This is a genomic window from Geodermatophilus sp. SYSU D01186 (assembly GCF_054050215.1).
This window is the reverse complement of sequence record NZ_JBJGYW010000002.1, coordinates 23,662-38,420: the sequence shown is the minus strand read 5'-3', so window position 1 is coordinate 38,420 and position 14,759 is coordinate 23,662. Positions and strand designations below refer to the sequence as shown.

The following is a 14,759-nucleotide window of genomic DNA, read 5'->3' as shown; positions in this document are numbered from 1 at the left end:
GGAGGGCAACGTGAGGCGGGTGACCGTCCCCGGCGGCAAGCCCTACGAGGTGGTCATCGGGCCGGGTGCCCAGGCCGAGCTCGCCCTGGTGCTCGCCGGCACGCCGCGGGTCGCCGTCGTCCACGCCCCGCCGCTGGCCGCCCTGGCCGGTGCCGCGGTGGAGACGCTGCAGACCGCCGGCGTGGCCGCGGAGGCGGTCGTCGTCCCCGACGGGGAGGCCGCCAAGACCGCCGAGGTCGCGGCCGGGGCCTGGGAGGAGTTCGGCCGGCTGGGGCTGACCCGGTCCGACGCGGTCGTCGGCGTCGGCGGGGGAGCGGTCACCGACCTGGCCGGCTTCCTGGCCGCGACGTGGGTCCGCGGCGTGCGGGTGGTCCACCTGCCCACCAGCCTGCTCGGCATGGTCGACGCCGCGGTCGGCGGCAAGACCGGCATCAACACGGGGGCCGGCAAGAACCTCGTCGGCGCCTTCCACCCGCCGTCCGCGGTGCTGGCCGACACCGACGTCCTCGCCGGACTCCCCGACGCGGAGTTCCGCTCCGGCCTCGCCGAGGTGGTCAAGTGCGGCTTCATCGCCGACGGGACCATCCTCGACCTGCTCGAGGCCGACCCCACCGGCCGCCGTGACACCGCCGAGCTCATCGAGCGGGCGGTGCAGGTCAAGGCGGACGCGGTGGGCGAGGACCTCTTCGACACTGGGCGCCGCGAGTTCCTCAACTACGGGCACACGCTGGGGCACGCCATCGAGCGGGTGGAGGACTTCGGCTGGCGGCACGGCGAGGCGGTCGCCGTCGGCCTGGTCTTCGCCGCCGAGCTCGCCGGTCAGGCCGGCCTGCTCACCCGCGCCGAGGTCGACCGGCACCGCGAGCTGGTCGCCGCGATGGGCCTGCCCACCCGGTACGACGGCGACTGGACGCAGCTCCAGTCGGTCATGCGGGTGGACAAGAAGGCCCGCGGTGCCTCGCTGCGGTTCGTCGTCCTCGACGGGCTGGGCGACCCGCGGATCCTGGCCGACCCGGACCAGGCGTGGCTGGACGCGGCGTGGGCCGCGGTGTCGTCCACCCGGCCCACCGACGCGACGAACGGGGAGAACGCGTGACGATCCAGGTGCTCAACGGGGCCAACCTCGGCCGGCTCGGGCTGCGCGAGCCGGAGAAGTACGGCACGACGACGTACGCCGAGCTCGTGGAGCTGCTGGAGGCCACCGGCCGGGAGCTGGGCGCCGAGGTGCGGGTGCGCCAGACCGACTCCGAGGGCGAGCTGCTCGGCTGGGTGCACGCCGCGGCCGACGCCGGTGACCCGGTGGTGATCAACCCCGGCGGCTGGTCGCACACCTCGGTCGTGCTGCACGACGCGCTGGCCACCCTCAACGGCCCGCTGGTCGAGGTGCACATCACCAACATCCACCGGCGCGAGGAGTTCCGGCACTTCTCCTACGTCTCCCGGGTGGCTGACGGCGTGATCGCCGGGCTGGGCGTGCAGGGCTACGTGCTGGCGCTGCAGTGGCTGGTCGCCCGGGGCCACCGGTGAGGCGACAGGGAGTGAGCATCGCAGCGAGCTCTGCGAGCGAGGAGCGGAGCGACCGCGGAGCCGAACGGAAGGCGCGGTGAGGCACGGGGAGCGCCGGGAGCGGCTCCGGGCGACGGCGGCCGAGCGGGGGCTGGACGCCGTCCTGGTCACCGACCTGCTCAACGTGCGGTACCTGACCGGCTTCACCGGCTCCAACGGCGCCCTGCTGCTGCGCACCGACGGCGGGGACCTGTTCGGCACCGACGGCCGCTACACCACCCAGGCCGGCACCCAGGTGCCCGACGTCGAGCTGCTGGTCGACCGCGCCACCGTGCCGGCCCTGGCGCGGGAGGCGGTCCGGCGCGGTGCGGAGCGGATCGGCTACGAGAGCCACCACCTCACCGTCGACGGGCTGCGCGCGCTGGAGTCGGTGCTGGCCGACGCCGCGGCGGGCGGCACCGTGCCCGAGCTGGCCAGCGTGCGGCGGGCGGTGGAGGCGCAGCGGGCGGTCAAGGACGACGACGAGGTCGACGCGCTGCGCCGGGCGTGCGCCGTGGCCGACGCCGCGCTGGCCGAGCTGGCGGCGGAGGGCGCGCTGCGCCCGGGCCGGACCGAGCTGCAGGTCGGCCGCGAGCTGGACGCGCGGATGCTCGCCATGGGCGCCGAGGCCCCGTCGTTCGAGACGATCGTGGCCACCGGCGCCAACTCCGCCATCCCGCACCACCGCCCCGACACCACCGAGCTGCGCTCCGGGGACTTCCTCAAGCTCGACTTCGGGGCGACCGTCGACGGGTACCACTCCGACATGACCCGCACGCTGGTCCTCGGGCACGCGTCCGACTGGCAGCACGAGGTCTACGAGTTGGTCGCGGCGGCGCAGGCGGCCGGGCGGGCGGCGCTCGCCGTCGGCGCCGACGTGGTCGCGGTCGACGCGGCGGCCCGCGACGTCATCGCCGCGGCCGGCCACGGCGAGCACTTCCCCCACGGCCTCGGCCACGGGGTGGGGCTGGAGATCCACGAGGCGCCGGGCATCGGGCAGCTCGGCGCGGGTACGCTGGCCGCCGGCATGGCCGTCACCGTGGAGCCGGGCGTCTACCTGCCCGGCCACGGCGGGGTCCGGATCGAGGACACCCTGATCGTCACGGATGACACGCCCGAGTTGTTGACCCTCACGAGCAAGGAACTGCTGGTCCTCTAGATGGCTACCACCAACGACCTCAAGAACGGCATGGTCCTCAACCTCGACGGCCAGCTCTGGACCGTCACCGAGTTCCAGCACGTCAAGCCGGGCAAGGGCGGCGCGTTCGTCCGCACCACGCTGAAGAACGTGCTCTCGGGCAAGGTCGTCGACAAGACGTTCAACGCCGGCACCAAGGTCGAGACCGCCAACGTCGACAAGCGGTCGATGACCTACCTGTACAAGGACGGCGCCGACTACGTCTTCATGGACGGCGACACCTACGACCAGATCCACGTGCCGGCCGAGACCGTCGGCGGCGGTGCGGACTACCTGCTGGAGAACACCGAGGTCGTCGTCGCGGTGCACGACGGCAGCCCGCTGTACGTGGAGCTCCCGGTGACCCTGGAGCTCGTGGTCCAGCACACCGACCCGGGCCTGCAGGGCGACCGCTCCACCGGCGGCACCAAGCCGGCCACCCTGGAGACCGGCGCGCAGATCCAGGTGCCGCTGTTCGTCAACACCGGCGACAAGCTCAAGGTCGACACCCGCGACGGCCGGTACCTCGGCCGCGCCAACTGACGACCCGTCCGGCGATGGCTGCCCGGTCCAAGGCGCGCAAGCGCGCCGTCGACGTCCTCTACGAGGCCGACCTCCGCGGGTCGGACCCGCTCGCGCTGCTGCGCGAGCGGGTGGCCGACGCCCAGCCGCCGGTGCCCGACCACGCCGTCCGGCTGGTGGAGGGGGCGGTCGAGCACTCCGGCCGCATCGACGAGCTGATCGACCGGCACGCCAAGGGCTGGTCGATCGACCGGCTGCCCGACGTCGACCGCGCCATCCTGCGGATGTCGGTGTTCGAGCTGCTGTGGGCCGACGACGTGCCCGACGCCGTGGTCATCGACGAGGCGGTGGAGCTGGCCCGGGCGCTGTCGACCGACGACTCGCCGGCCTACGTCAACGGGGTGCTGGGCGCGATCCTCGACGCCGAGGTGCCCACCAGCTGACCTGCGGGGCCGGCCGGGTCACACCGGCGGGCCGGCGGCGGCCAGCATCGCGCTGATCCGGGCCGTGGCCTGCCGGCGCTGCACCCGGCGCAGGGCCGCCCGGCGGCGGGCAGCCCGTTCGAGGTGCCCGTCCAGGACGACGGTGGCCGGCTCGGTCGGCTCCATGGGGGCTCCTCGGGTGGTCGGTGCGACGGCGCCGACGCTAGGACCCCCTGCTGACAGTTCTCATCCCCCAATGCGGGGCCCCGACCGGGCCCGGACACGCGAGAGGCCCCTGACCGCACCGGTCAGGGGCCTCTCGCGTACCCGGGCCGTCCCGAGGCCGCCCGCGAGCGGTGAGGAGGGTGGGGTGCAGCCTCAGCGGGGCGTGCGGCGGCGCTCCCAGTTGGGGTTGACCTCGTCCTCGTCCTCGTCGCCGCCGAAGCCCACGACGCTCTCCATGCCGGGGGAGAGGACGCCCCACTCGATGAGCCGGGAGGTCAGCTCGTCGGGGCTCATGTCGTAGATGATCGCCAGCGACTTGAGGTCCTCGGCGCGGATGGAGAGGACCTTGCCGTTGTAGTCGTGCCGCTGGGCCTGGATGGTCGAGGCGTAGCGCGCCAGCGGGCCGGCCTCGTCGGCGGGCAGCGAGCCCAGCGACTCGAGGTTCAGCACGATCTTCGTCGTCGAGGTGACCGCGGAGCTCGGGCGGGGGTCGGGCAGCAGCTCGGAGACCGGCACGCCGTAGAAGACCGCCAGCTCGGAGAGCCGCTGCACGGTCACCGCACGGTCGCCGCGCTCGTAGGAACCGACGACGACGGCCTTCCAGCGGCCGTGCGACTTGTCCTCGACTCCCTGGAGGCTGAGACCCTGCTGGTTGCGGATGGCGCGGAGCCGGGCACCGAGGGCCCGTGAGTAGTCGGTGCTCATCGCTTCCTGCTCACTGTCCGTCGTCGTGGGCGTTCTGTCGTCACGGAGCGTACTGGTCTCGCGGGGTCGGCGACACCAGGACAGCCCTCCGGGGTGACGAGGCCCCACATCGTGGCCCCTCGGGCCGCGGTGCGGGTCACATCCGGTCGTGCAGTACCGTCGCTCCCGGTCCGACCACTCCTTTAACGACCCGTCCAGTGAGGCGGGGAAGGAGGCCTCATGGCCGATTCGCCCGAGCCTGCCCTGGACGCCGCACCGGCCCCTGCCGGTCCGTCCGCCGCAGCACTCCTCTCCGCCGCCGACGTGGCCCGCGTCCTCGACCGGATGGCCCACCAGGTCATCGAGCGCGCCGCGGCCGCGAGCCCCGAGTCCTCTGACGGCGGCCTCTCGGACGTCGTCCTCATCGGCATCCCGACCCGCGGCGCCCCGCTGGCCCGCCGGCTGGCCGCCCGGATCGAGGCCTTCTCCGGGACGCCGGTCGACGTCGGCACCGTCGACATCACCCTCTACCGCGACGACCTGCGGAGACGCGGCGTCCGCGCGCTGGAGCCGACGACGCTGCCCGAGGCCGGCGTCGACGACCGCCTCGTCGTCCTCGTCGACGACGTCCTGTACTCCGGCCGCTCGGTGCGGGCCGCGCTCGACGCGCTGCGCGACCTGGGCCGGCCGCGCGCGGTGCGGCTGGCCGTCCTCGTCGACCGCGGCCACCGCGAGCTGCCGATCCGCGCCGACTACGTGGGCAAGAACGTGCCCACCTCGCGCACCCAGCAGGTGCGCGTCCACCTGACCGAGGTGGACGGCGCCGACGAGGTGCTGCTCATCGACGAGGAGGGCGAGCAGTGAAGCGCCACCTCCTGGAGGCCGCCGACCTCGACCGCGCCGACGCGACGCTGGTGCTGGACACCGCCGCGCAGATCGAGCAGGCGCTGGCCGGCCGCGAGGTCAAGAAGCTGCCGACCCTGCGCGGCCGCACGGTGGTGAACCTCTTCTACGAGGACTCCACCCGCACCCGCATCTCCTTCGAGCTGGCGGCCAAGCGCCTGTCGGCCGACGTCATCAACTTCTCCGCCAAGGGCAGCAGCGTCTCCAAGGGCGAGAGCCTCAAGGACACCGCGCTGACCCTGGAGGCGATGGGGTCGGACGCCGTCGTCGTCCGGCACAGCGCCTCCGGGGCGCCGCACCGGCTGGCGCACTGGGTGCGCGGCAGCGTGGTCAACGCCGGCGACGGCACCCACGAGCACCCCACCCAGGCGCTGCTGGACGCCTACACGATCCGGCACCGGCTGGGCCGGCTCGAGGGCGTGCGAGTGGCCGTCGTGGGCGACGTCCTGCACAGCCGGGTGGCCCGCTCCAACGTCCGGCTGCTGTCCACCCTCGGCGCGGAGGTCACCCTGGTGGCCCCACCGACGCTGCTGCCGGTCGGCGTGGGCAGCTGGCCGGCGGAGGTCTCCTACGACCTGGACGCCGTGCTGCCGAAGTCCGACGTGGTGATGATGCTGCGGGTCCAGGCGGAGCGGATGAACGCCTCGTTCTTCCCCAGCGCCCGCGAGTACAGCCGCCGCTACGGCCTGGACGGCCGGCGGATGGCGGCCCTGGCCGACGACGCGATCGTCATGCACCCGGGCCCGATGAACCGCGGGATGGAGATCGCCGCCGAGGTGGCCGACTCCGCCCGCTCCACGATCGTCGAGCAGGTCGGCAACGGGGTCTCCGTGCGCATGGCCGTCCTGTACCTGCTGCTGGGAGGCGCCCCCTCATGACCGTTCTCATCCGCGGGGCCCGGCCCTACGGCGAGGACGCCGCCGACATCCTGGTGCAGGACGGCCGCATCGCCGCGATCGGGCAGTCGCTGTCGGTGCCCGGCGCGGACGTCGTGGAGGCGGCCGGCCTGGTCGCCCTGCCCGGCCTGGTGGACCTGCACACCCACCTGCGCGAGCCGGGCCGGGAGGACGCCGAGACCGTGGAGACCGGCAGCCGCGCCGCCGCGCTCGGCGGGTACACCGCGGTGCACGCCATGGCCAACACCGACCCGGTCGCCGACACCGCGGGCGTCGTCGAGCAGGTGTGGCGGCTGGGCCAGGAGGCCGGGCTGGTCGACGTCGTCCCGGTGGGGGCGGTGACCGTCGGGCTGGCCGGCGAGCGGCTGGCCGAGCTCGGCGCGATGGCCGACTCCGCCGCCCGCGTGCGCGTGTTCTCCGACGACGGGCACTGCGTGGCCGACCCCGCGCTCATGCGGCGCGCGCTGGAGTACGTCAAGGCGCTGGACGGCGTCGTCGCCCAGCACGCCGAGGAGCCGCGGCTGACCGCCGGCGCGCAGATGCACGAGGGCGACCGGTCGGCGCGGCTGGGCCTGACCGGCTGGCCGGCCGCCGCCGAGGAGGCGATCATCGCCCGCGACGTGCTGCTGGCCGGCCACGTCGGCGCCCGGCTGCACGTGTGCCACGTCTCCACGGCCGGGTCGGTGGAGATCATCCGCTGGGCGAAGTCCCGCGGCGTCGAGGTGACCGCGGAGGTGACCCCGCACCACCTGCTGCTCACCGACGCCTGCGCCGAGAGCTACGACCCGGTGTTCAAGGTCAACCCGCCGCTGCGCACCGACGCCGACGTCGAGGCGCTGCGGGCCGGGCTGGCCGACGGGACGATCGACGCGGTCGCCACCGACCACGCGCCGCACGCGATGGAGGACAAGGAGACCGAGTGGGCCAGCGCCCGGCCCGGCATGCTCGGACTGGAACAGGCGCTGGCGGTGGTCGTGCAGACCATGGTCGAGACCGGCCGCCTGGACTGGCGCGGCGTCGCCGACCGCATGTCGGCCCGCCCGGCCGCGATCGGCCGGCTCGACGGACACGGCCGCCCGCTGGCCCCCGGCGAGCCGGCCAACCTGCTGCTGCTGGACCCGGGTGCCCGGTCGGTCGTCGACCCGGCGGCGCTGGCCAGCCGCAGCCGCAACAGCCCCTATGCCGGCCGGGAGCTCCCCGGCCGGGTGGTCGCGACGTTCCTGCGAGGGGCCGCGACCGTGCTCGACGGAAAAGCCGTTCGGTGACAGCGAGTGAGCATCGCAGCGAGCTCTGCCAGCGAGGAGCGGAGCGAGCGCGGAACCGAACAGAAAGGGCAGTCAAGTGACAGAAGCGCTCCTGGTCCTGGAGGACGGGCGCACGTTCCGTGGCGAGGCCTACGGCGCGGTGGGGACGACGCTGGGTGAGGCGGTGTTCGCCACCGGGATGACCGGCTACCAGGAGACGCTGACCGATCCCAGCTACGCCCGCCAGATCGTCGTCATGACCGCCCCGCACATCGGCAACACCGGGGTCAACGACGAGGACGACGAGAGCCGCCGCATGTGGGTGGCCGGCTTCGTCGTCCGCGACCCCGCCCGCCGGCCGGCCAACTGGCGGGCCACCGGCAGCCTGGACGACGAGCTGGTCGCGCAGGGCGTCGTCGGCATCAGCGACGTCGACACCCGGGCGCTGACCCGCCACCTGCGCGAGCGCGGCGCGATGCGCGCCGGCATCAGCAGCGAGGGCCTGTCGGCCGACGAGCTGCTCCTGCGGGTGCGGGCGTCGGAGAGCATGAGCGGCGCGGACCTCGCGCCGTCGGTGACCGCCAACGACCCCTACGTCGTCCCGGCGCAGGGGGAGCGGCGGTTCACCATCTCCGCCCTCGACCTCGGCATCAAGACCGCCACCCCGCGGCACCTGGCGGCCCTCGGCGTCGAGACCCGCGTGCTGCCGGCCACGGCGACCGCCGAGGACCTGCTGGCCGCCGGCCCCGACGGCGTGTTCCTGTCCAACGGCCCGGGCGACCCGGCCGCCGCCGACTACGCGGTCGAGGCGGTGCGCGGCGTCCTCGACGCCCGCCGGCCGCTGTTCGGCATCTGCTTCGGCAACCAGATCCTCGGCCGGGCCCTGGGCCTGGGCACCTACAAGCTGCGCTTCGGGCACCGCGGGATCAACCAGCCGGTGCTCGACCGGGTCAGCGGCACGGTGCGGGTGACCAGCCACAACCACGGCTTCGCCGTCGACGCCCCGCTGGACCGGCCCACCGACACCCCCTACGGGCGGGTCGAGGTCAGCCACGTCGGCCTCAACGACGACGTCGTCGAGGGCCTGCGCTGCCTGGACGTGCCGGCGTTCAGCGTCCAGTTCCACCCGGAGGCGGCCGCCGGGCCGCACGACGCCGCGCCGCTGTTCCAGCGGTTCGTCGACCTGATGGAGACCGCCCGCGACACCGGGGACGCCGTCGGTCCGCCGCCGGTCGTCGAGCACACGACCGGGGAGAAGAGCGCCTGATGCCCAAGCGGACCGATCTGCAGCACGTCATGGTGATCGGCTCGGGGCCGATCATCATCGGCCAGGCGTCGGAGTTCGACTACTCCGGCACCCAGGCCTGCCGGGTGCTCAAGGCCGAGGGGCTGCGGGTCAGCCTGGTCAACAGCAACCCGGCGACGATCATGACCGACCCCGAGGTCGCCGACGCCACCTACGTCGAGCCGCTCACCCCGGAGTTCGTCGAGAAGGTGATCGCCAAGGAGCGCCCCGACGCGCTGCTGGCCACCCTCGGCGGGCAGACCGCGCTGAACATCGCGATCGGCCTGTACGAGAACGGCGTCCTGGAGCGGTACGGCGTCCAGCTCATCGGCGCCGACGTCGACGCGATCAACCGCGGCGAGGACCGGCAGATGTTCAAGGACATCGTCCGCTCCATCGGCGCCGACGCCCCGCGGTCGAAGGTCTGCGCGAGCATCGACGAGGCGATCGGCACCGCCGAGGAGGTCGGCTACCCGGTCGTCATCCGGCCCAGCTTCACGATGGGCGGGCTCGGCTCGGGCATCGCCACCGACGAGCCGATGCTGCGCCGCATGGCCGGGCACGGCCTGGCCGACTCCCCGGTGCACACCGTCCTCATCGAGGAGTCGGTGCTCGGTTGGAAGGAGTACGAGCTGGAGCTGATGCGCGACCGCAGCGACAACGTGGTCGTCATCTGCTCGATCGAGAACATCGACGCGATGGGCGTGCACACCGGCGACTCGGTGACCGTCGCCCCGGCGATGACCCTCACCGACCGCGAGTACCAGCGGATGCGCGACGTCGGCATCGCCGTGCTGCGCGAGGTCGGTGTGGACACCGGCGGCTGCAACATCCAGTTCGCCGTCCACCCCGACACCGGCCGGCTGGTCGTCATCGAGATGAACCCGCGGGTCTCCCGGTCCAGCGCGCTGGCGTCCAAGGCCACCGGCTTCCCGATCGCCAAGATCGCCGCGAAGCTGGCCATCGGCTACACCCTCGACGAGATCACCAACGACATCACCGGCGTCACCCCCGCCTCCTTCGAGCCGGCGCTGGACTACGTCGTGGTGAAGATCCCGCGCTTCGCCTTCGAGAAGTTCCCCGGAGCCGACCCGCGGCTGACCACCACGATGAAGAGCGTCGGGGAGGTCATGGCCCTGGGCCGCAACTTCCCCGAGGCGCTGGGCAAGGCCATGCGGTCCACCGAGACCTCGGTGGCCGGCTTCTGGACGGGCGGGGACGACGGGTCCACCGCCGAGGAGCTGCTCGAGGCGCTGCGCACCCCCGTCGACGGGCGGCTCTACCTCGCCGAGCGGGCGCTGGCCGCCGGCGCCACCGTCGAGCAGGTGGCCGCGGCCAGCGGGTTCGACCCGTGGTTCGTCGACCAGATCGCCCTGGTGCACGAGATCGGCGAGCAGGTGCGCGAGGCGCCGTCCCTCACCCCGGAGCTGCTCCGCCGGGCCAAGCGGTACGGCCTGTCCGACCGGCAGGTCGCCGTGCTGCGGCCGGAGCTGGCCGGGGAGGACGGCGTCCGGCTGCTGCGCTGGCGCATGGGCATCCGGCCGGTCTACAAGACGGTGGACACCTGCGCCGCGGAGTTCGCCGCCCGCACGCCCTACCACTACTCCTCCTACGACGAGGAGACCGAGGTCGAGCCGCGGGAGAAGCCGGCGGTGCTGATCCTGGGCTCCGGGCCCAACCGGATCGGCCAGGGCATCGAGTTCGACTACTCCTGCGTGCACGCGGTCATGGCGCTGCAGGACGCCGGCTACGAGTCGGTGATGGTCAACTGCAACCCCGAGACCGTCTCCACCGACTACGACACCGCCGACCGGCTGTACTTCGAGCCGCTGACCTTCGAGGACGTCCTCGAGGTGGTCGAGGCCGAGCGCGCGGCCGGCCCGGTGGCCGGGGTCATCTGCACCCTGGGCGGGCAGACGCCGCTGGGCCTGGCGCAGCGGCTCAAGGACGCCGGCGTCCCGGTCCTGGGCACCTCGCCGGAGTCGATCGACGCCGCCGAGGACCGCGGCGTGTTCTCCCGGGTGCTGCACGACACCGGGCTGCTGGCCCCCAAGCACGGCACGGCGACCACCTTCGCCGAGGCCCGGGAGATCGCCGCCGCCATCGGCTACCCGGTGCTGGTGCGGCCGTCCTACGTCCTGGGCGGGCGCGGGATGGAGATCGTCTACGACGACGCCACCCTCGAGGCCTACATCGCCAAGGCCACCGACGTCAGCCCCGAGCACCCGGTGCTGGTCGACCGGTTCCTCGAGGACGCCGTCGAGGTCGACGTCGACGCGCTCTACGACGGCACCGAGCTCTACCTCGGCGGCGTCATGGAGCACATCGAGGAGGCCGGGATCCACTCCGGCGACTCCGCGTGCGCGCTGCCGCCGATCACGCTGGGCTCCACCGACCTGGTGCGGATCCGTGCCGCGACGGAGAAGCTGGCCGCCCGCATCGGCGTCCGCGGGCTCATGAACGTCCAGTACGCGGTCAAGGACGACATCCTCTACGTGCTGGAGGCCAACCCGCGGGCCAGCCGCACGGTGCCGTTCGTCTCCAAGGCCACCGCCGTCCAGCTGGCCAAGGCCGCCGCCCGCATCGCGGTCGGGGAGACGATCGCCGACCTGCGCGCCGCCGGTGTCCTGCCCGCGACCGGGGACGGCGCGGACCTGCCCGAGGACGTGCCGATCGCGGTCAAGGAGGCGGTGCTGCCGTTCCACCGCTTCCGCACCGTCGAGGGGCAGAACGTCGACACGGTGCTCGGCCCGGAGATGAAGTCCACCGGCGAGGTCATGGGCCTCGACACCGGCTTCGGGACGGCGTTCGCCAAGTCGCAGGCCGCCGCCTACGGCTCGCTGCCGGTCGAGGGCACGGTGTTCGTGTCGCTGGCCAACCGGGACAAGCGCTCGGCGATCTTCCCGGTCAAGCGGCTGGCCGCGCTCGGCTACCGGGTGCTGGCCACCGCCGGCACCGCCCAGGTGCTGCGCCGCAACGGCGTGGCCTGCGAGGTGGTCGGCAAGTTCAGCGAGGGGCCCGGCAACGTGGTCGAGCGGATCCTCGCCGGGGACGTCGACATCGTGGTCAACACCCCGTTCGGGTCGCCGGGCAACAGCGGGCCGCGGCTGGACGGCTACGAGATCCGCACCGCCGCGGTCTCCGCCGGGATCCCGTCGATCACCACCGTGCAGGGGCTGGCGGCCGCGGTGCAGGGCATCGAGGCGCTGCGCCAGGGCGACGTCGGCGTCCGCAGCCTCCAGGAGGTCCACGCGGCCCTGACCGCCCAGGCCCCGGCCGCCGCCGCGGCGCGGCCGTGACCGCGGTCGTCGCCCCCGGCGCCGTCGCCCGGGTGCGGGAGGACCTCGTGCGGCGCGGGCTGCTCGACGGCCTGCCGGAGGCCTTCCTCGCCGGGGTGACCCGCTTCGCGCGGCCGCCGCAGCCGGAGCTGGACGCGCTGGGGGAGTCGGCCCGCGCGCTGGCGGCCCGGCTCGCGTCGGGCACGGCGGGGGACGACGACCTGCCGCTGCTGACCCGGGTGCTGTTCTTCGCGCGACGGGCCGGGGTGCTGGCCGCCGCCGGGCTCCGGACGCCGGCCTACGACGTCCTCGGCTCCTACCGGGACAACCTCGCCACGCCGCTCGGGCCGCGGCTGCCCGAGCGGCCGGTCGCGGGCGGACGCCGCTGGCGGGTGCTGGGGCGGTCGGTCGGCTTCCCGATCGGGGTGCCGGCGTGCGTCCTGAACGGCGGCGAGCAGTGGGTGCGCCACTTCGCGGGCAACGGCTACAGCGTCCTGACCTACAAGACGGTGCGCAGCCGCGCTCACGAGCCGAACCAGCAGCCCAACTGGGTGTTCGCGCCGCGGCAGACGTCGAGTCTGCCGCCGGGCGCGGCCGCCGACGTCACCGCCGACCCGTGGGACTGGGTGCCGCCCGGCGCCCCGGACGTCAGCACGGTCAACTCCTTCGGCGTCCCGTCCCTGGAGCCGGAGGAGTGGATGCCCGACATCGAGCGCTCCCTGGCCGCGGTCGGGGACGACCAGCTGCTGCTGGTCAGCGTCATGGGGGAGGGCGACGGCACCGCCCTGGTCGACGACTTCGCCCGCACCGCGCGGATGGCGGAGGAGGCCGGCGCACCCGTCGTCGAGCTGAACCTGTCCTGCCCCAACACGCTCAGCCCGTCGGCCGCCGGCGTGAAGCCGCCGCTGTGCCTGGACGCCGACGCGACCGTCGCCGTCGTCGAGGGCGTGCGACGGGCGCTGGACGACCGCACCGGCCTGGTCGCCAAGCTCTCCTGGCTCGACGAGCCGTCGCTGGCCGCGCTGGTGCCCCGCCTCGCCCCGCTGGTCGACGGCGTCGCGGGGATCAACACCCTGCAGAGCCGGGTCCGCCGCAGCGACGGGACGGCGACGTTCCCCGGCCGGGAGCTGGCCGGCTTCTCCGGCGTCGCCGTCCGCGACTCCGCCCTGGACCTCACCCGGCGCCTGGTCGACCTGCGTGCGGCGGGCGGGTGGTCCTTCGACGTCCTGGCGATGGGCGGGGTGACCGACCCCGCCTCGTTCGAGGCGCTGTTCGCCGCCGGCGCCGACGCCGTGCAGTCGGCGTCCGGGGCGTTCGCCGACCCGTACCTGGCCCGGGACTGCGTCGCCGCGCTCGGGCAGACCCTGCCGCGCTCGGTGCCGGCGTGAGCGCCCCGTTCGGGCAGCGCCTGGCCGACGCCGTCGCCACCCGCGGACCGCTGTGCGTCGGGATCGACCCGCACGTCCCGCTGCTGGAGCGCTGGGGGCTCGGCGACGACCCCGACGGGCTGGCGCGGTTCACCGACACGGTCGTCGACGCCCTGGCCGGCACCGTCGCCGTCCTCAAGCCCCAGTTGGCGTTCTACGAGCGGCACGGCTCGCGGGGCCTGGCCGTGCTGGAGGACGCCGTCGCGCGGGCCCGGGCCGCCGGCGCGCTCGTGCTGCTCGACGCCAAGCGCGGCGACATCGGCTCGACGATGGACGCCTACGCCGACTACCTGCGCCCGGAGCACCCGCTGTCGGCCGACGCCCTCACGGTCAGCCCCTACCTCGGCCCCGGCTCGCTGCAGCCGGCCGTCGACACCGCGCGGCAGTGCGGCGGGGGCCTGTTCGTGCTCGCCCGCACCTCCAACCCCGACGCGGGCACCCTGCAGCACGCGCTGGTCGGCGAGCGCAGCGTGGCCCAGGTCGTCGTCGACACCGTGCGCGGCTGGAACACCCCGGGCTGGGTCGTCGGCGACCCCCTGCCCGACGTCGCCGCCGTCCGTGACCTCGCGGGCCGGTGGGGACCCACCACCGGCTCGTGCGGGGTGGTCGTCGGCGCCACGCTGCGCGAGTTGGACGTCGACCTGACCGGTCTCGGCGGCCCGGTACTCGCTCCCGGCCTGGGCGCCCAGGGCGGGTCCGTGGCCGACCTGCGCCGGCTGTTCGGCGCCGGCACCGCCGTCGTCCCCACCGTGTCCCGGGACGTGCTGGCCGTCGGCCCCGACCCCGCCGCGCTCCGTGCCGCCGCGGAGCGCTGGTCCGCCGAGCTGGCGGGGTGAGGCGGGCGGCGCCCTGGCTGACCGCCGGGGCGGGGACGGCGCTGGTCCTCGCCGGCGTCGTCGTGTCCTGGTGGGCGAACACCGCCCGGTGGATCACCCACGGCGGCGGCCACGAGCCCCTGGTACCCGGCGGCGCCTCCGCCTACGAGAGCCGGCTCGTGCCCGGCGTCGACGAGGCCGTGCTCTGGACGTGGCGGCACACCTCGGGTGCCGGGCTGGTGGTGCTCGGTCTGCTGGTGCCGGCGGGAGTCGGCGGCTGGCTCCTGGGCCGCCAGGCGGGACGCCGCGCGGCGGGCTGACCAGCGGCGCCGGCCG

The 14,759-nt window shown here is 74.4% G+C and carries 15 protein-coding genes; 13 read left to right on the top strand and 2 right to left on the bottom strand.

Annotation, left to right across the window (positions count from 1 at the left end; translation table 11 throughout):
- Positions 1 to 19: 19 nt before the first annotated feature.
- The 5 genes from aroB to nusB all read left to right on the top strand — a co-directional run bounded on the left by aroB (position 20) and on the right by nusB (position 3,687).
- On the top strand, positions 20 to 1,096 hold the full coding sequence (gene aroB, locus ACI784_RS01600; protein ID WP_457012343.1) for a 3-dehydroquinate synthase: 1,077 nt from the start codon (positions 20 to 22) through the stop codon (positions 1,094 to 1,096).
- A complete protein-coding gene (gene aroQ / locus ACI784_RS01595; RefSeq protein ID WP_456924946.1) occupies positions 1,093 to 1,527 on the top strand; it encodes a type II 3-dehydroquinate dehydratase in 435 nt (144 codons plus the stop codon). Before aroB ends, aroQ begins: the two co-directional genes overlap by 4 nt.
- A 76-nt stretch (positions 1,528 to 1,603) precedes the next feature.
- Entirely contained in the window at positions 1,604 to 2,704 is a 1,101-nt protein-coding gene (locus ACI784_RS01590; RefSeq protein WP_457012342.1) for a M24 family metallopeptidase, read from the top strand.
- Complete coding sequence (gene efp / locus ACI784_RS01585; RefSeq protein WP_456924944.1) at positions 2,705 to 3,265, top strand: elongation factor P; 561 nt, start codon at positions 2,705 to 2,707, stop codon at positions 3,263 to 3,265.
- A gap of 14 nt (positions 3,266 to 3,279) precedes the next feature.
- The gene (gene nusB / locus ACI784_RS01580) at positions 3,280 to 3,687 is read left to right on the top strand and encodes a transcription antitermination factor NusB (RefSeq protein ID WP_456924943.1); all 408 of its coding nucleotides are present in this window, start codon (positions 3,280 to 3,282) and stop codon (positions 3,685 to 3,687) included.
- A gap of 18 nt (positions 3,688 to 3,705) precedes the next feature.
- Here nusB and ACI784_RS01575 read toward each other — a convergent pair whose 3' ends face one another.
- Positions 3,706 to 3,852, bottom strand: a complete 147-nt coding sequence (locus ACI784_RS01575) for a hypothetical protein (protein WP_456924942.1) — start codon at positions 3,850 to 3,852, stop codon at positions 3,706 to 3,708.
- Positions 3,853 to 4,044: 192 nt separating this feature from the next.
- A complete protein-coding gene (gene bldD / locus ACI784_RS01570) occupies positions 4,045 to 4,596 on the bottom strand; it encodes a transcriptional regulator BldD (RefSeq protein ID WP_091217936.1) in 552 nt (183 codons plus the stop codon).
- A 219-nt stretch (positions 4,597 to 4,815) separates the two neighbouring features.
- On the opposite strand from bldD, the gene pyrR reads away from it, so the two are divergent.
- The 8 genes from pyrR (at position 4,816) to ACI784_RS01530 (ending at position 14,743) form a co-directional block, all read left to right on the top strand.
- On the top strand, positions 4,816 to 5,439 hold the full coding sequence (pyrR, locus tag ACI784_RS01565; RefSeq protein ID WP_456924941.1) for a bifunctional pyr operon transcriptional regulator/uracil phosphoribosyltransferase PyrR: 624 nt from the start codon (positions 4,816 to 4,818) through the stop codon (positions 5,437 to 5,439).
- The gene (locus ACI784_RS01560; RefSeq protein WP_457012341.1) at positions 5,436 to 6,356 is read left to right on the top strand and encodes an aspartate carbamoyltransferase catalytic subunit; all 921 of its coding nucleotides are present in this window, start codon (positions 5,436 to 5,438) and stop codon (positions 6,354 to 6,356) included. Before pyrR ends, ACI784_RS01560 begins: the two co-directional genes overlap by 4 nt.
- Positions 6,353 to 7,639, top strand: coding sequence for a dihydroorotase (locus tag ACI784_RS01555; protein ID WP_457012340.1), 1,287 nt, complete (start codon positions 6,353 to 6,355; stop codon positions 7,637 to 7,639). The genes ACI784_RS01560 and ACI784_RS01555 overlap by 4 nt, the downstream gene beginning before the upstream one ends.
- Before the next feature lie 76 nt (positions 7,640 to 7,715).
- Positions 7,716 to 8,885, top strand: a complete 1,170-nt coding sequence (carA, locus tag ACI784_RS01550) for a glutamine-hydrolyzing carbamoyl-phosphate synthase small subunit (RefSeq protein ID WP_457012339.1) — start codon at positions 7,716 to 7,718, stop codon at positions 8,883 to 8,885.
- Complete coding sequence (gene carB / locus ACI784_RS01545; RefSeq protein ID WP_457012338.1) at positions 8,885 to 12,202, top strand: carbamoyl-phosphate synthase large subunit; 3,318 nt, start codon at positions 8,885 to 8,887, stop codon at positions 12,200 to 12,202. Before carA ends, carB begins: the two co-directional genes overlap by 1 nt.
- Complete coding sequence (locus ACI784_RS01540) at positions 12,199 to 13,569, top strand: dihydroorotate oxidase (protein ID WP_457012337.1); 1,371 nt, start codon at positions 12,199 to 12,201, stop codon at positions 13,567 to 13,569. The genes carB and ACI784_RS01540 overlap by 4 nt, the downstream gene beginning before the upstream one ends.
- Positions 13,566 to 14,444: an orotidine-5'-phosphate decarboxylase gene (gene pyrF, locus ACI784_RS01535; protein WP_457012336.1), complete on the top strand. Its 879-nt coding sequence runs from the start codon at positions 13,566 to 13,568 to the stop codon at positions 14,442 to 14,444. Before ACI784_RS01540 ends, pyrF begins: the two co-directional genes overlap by 4 nt.
- Positions 14,441 to 14,743 (top strand): hypothetical protein, encoded by a 303-nt coding sequence (locus tag ACI784_RS01530; RefSeq protein WP_457012335.1) that lies wholly within the window; start codon positions 14,441 to 14,443, stop codon positions 14,741 to 14,743. The genes pyrF and ACI784_RS01530 overlap by 4 nt, the downstream gene beginning before the upstream one ends.
- The last annotated feature ends 16 nt before the right edge of the window (positions 14,744 to 14,759 follow it).

Bases quoted from the DNA above. Each gene is read 5' to 3' on its own strand.
- efp (WP_456924944.1), top strand. From the start codon at position 2,705: ATGGCTACCACCAACGACCTCAAGAACGGCATGGTCCTCAACCTCGAC.
- ACI784_RS01575 (WP_456924942.1), bottom strand. From the start codon at position 3,852: ATGGAGCCGACCGAGCCGGCCACCGTCGTCCTGGACGGGCACCTCGAA.
- ACI784_RS01555 (WP_457012340.1), top strand. From the start codon at position 6,353: ATGACCGTTCTCATCCGCGGGGCCCGGCCCTACGGCGAGGACGCCGCC.
- nusB (WP_456924943.1), top strand. From the start codon at position 3,280: ATGGCTGCCCGGTCCAAGGCGCGCAAGCGCGCCGTCGACGTCCTCTAC.
- bldD (WP_091217936.1), bottom strand. From the start codon at position 4,596: ATGAGCACCGACTACTCACGGGCCCTCGGTGCCCGGCTCCGCGCCATC.
- pyrR (WP_456924941.1), top strand. From the start codon at position 4,816: ATGGCCGATTCGCCCGAGCCTGCCCTGGACGCCGCACCGGCCCCTGCC.
- carB (WP_457012338.1), top strand. From the start codon at position 8,885: ATGCCCAAGCGGACCGATCTGCAGCACGTCATGGTGATCGGCTCGGGG.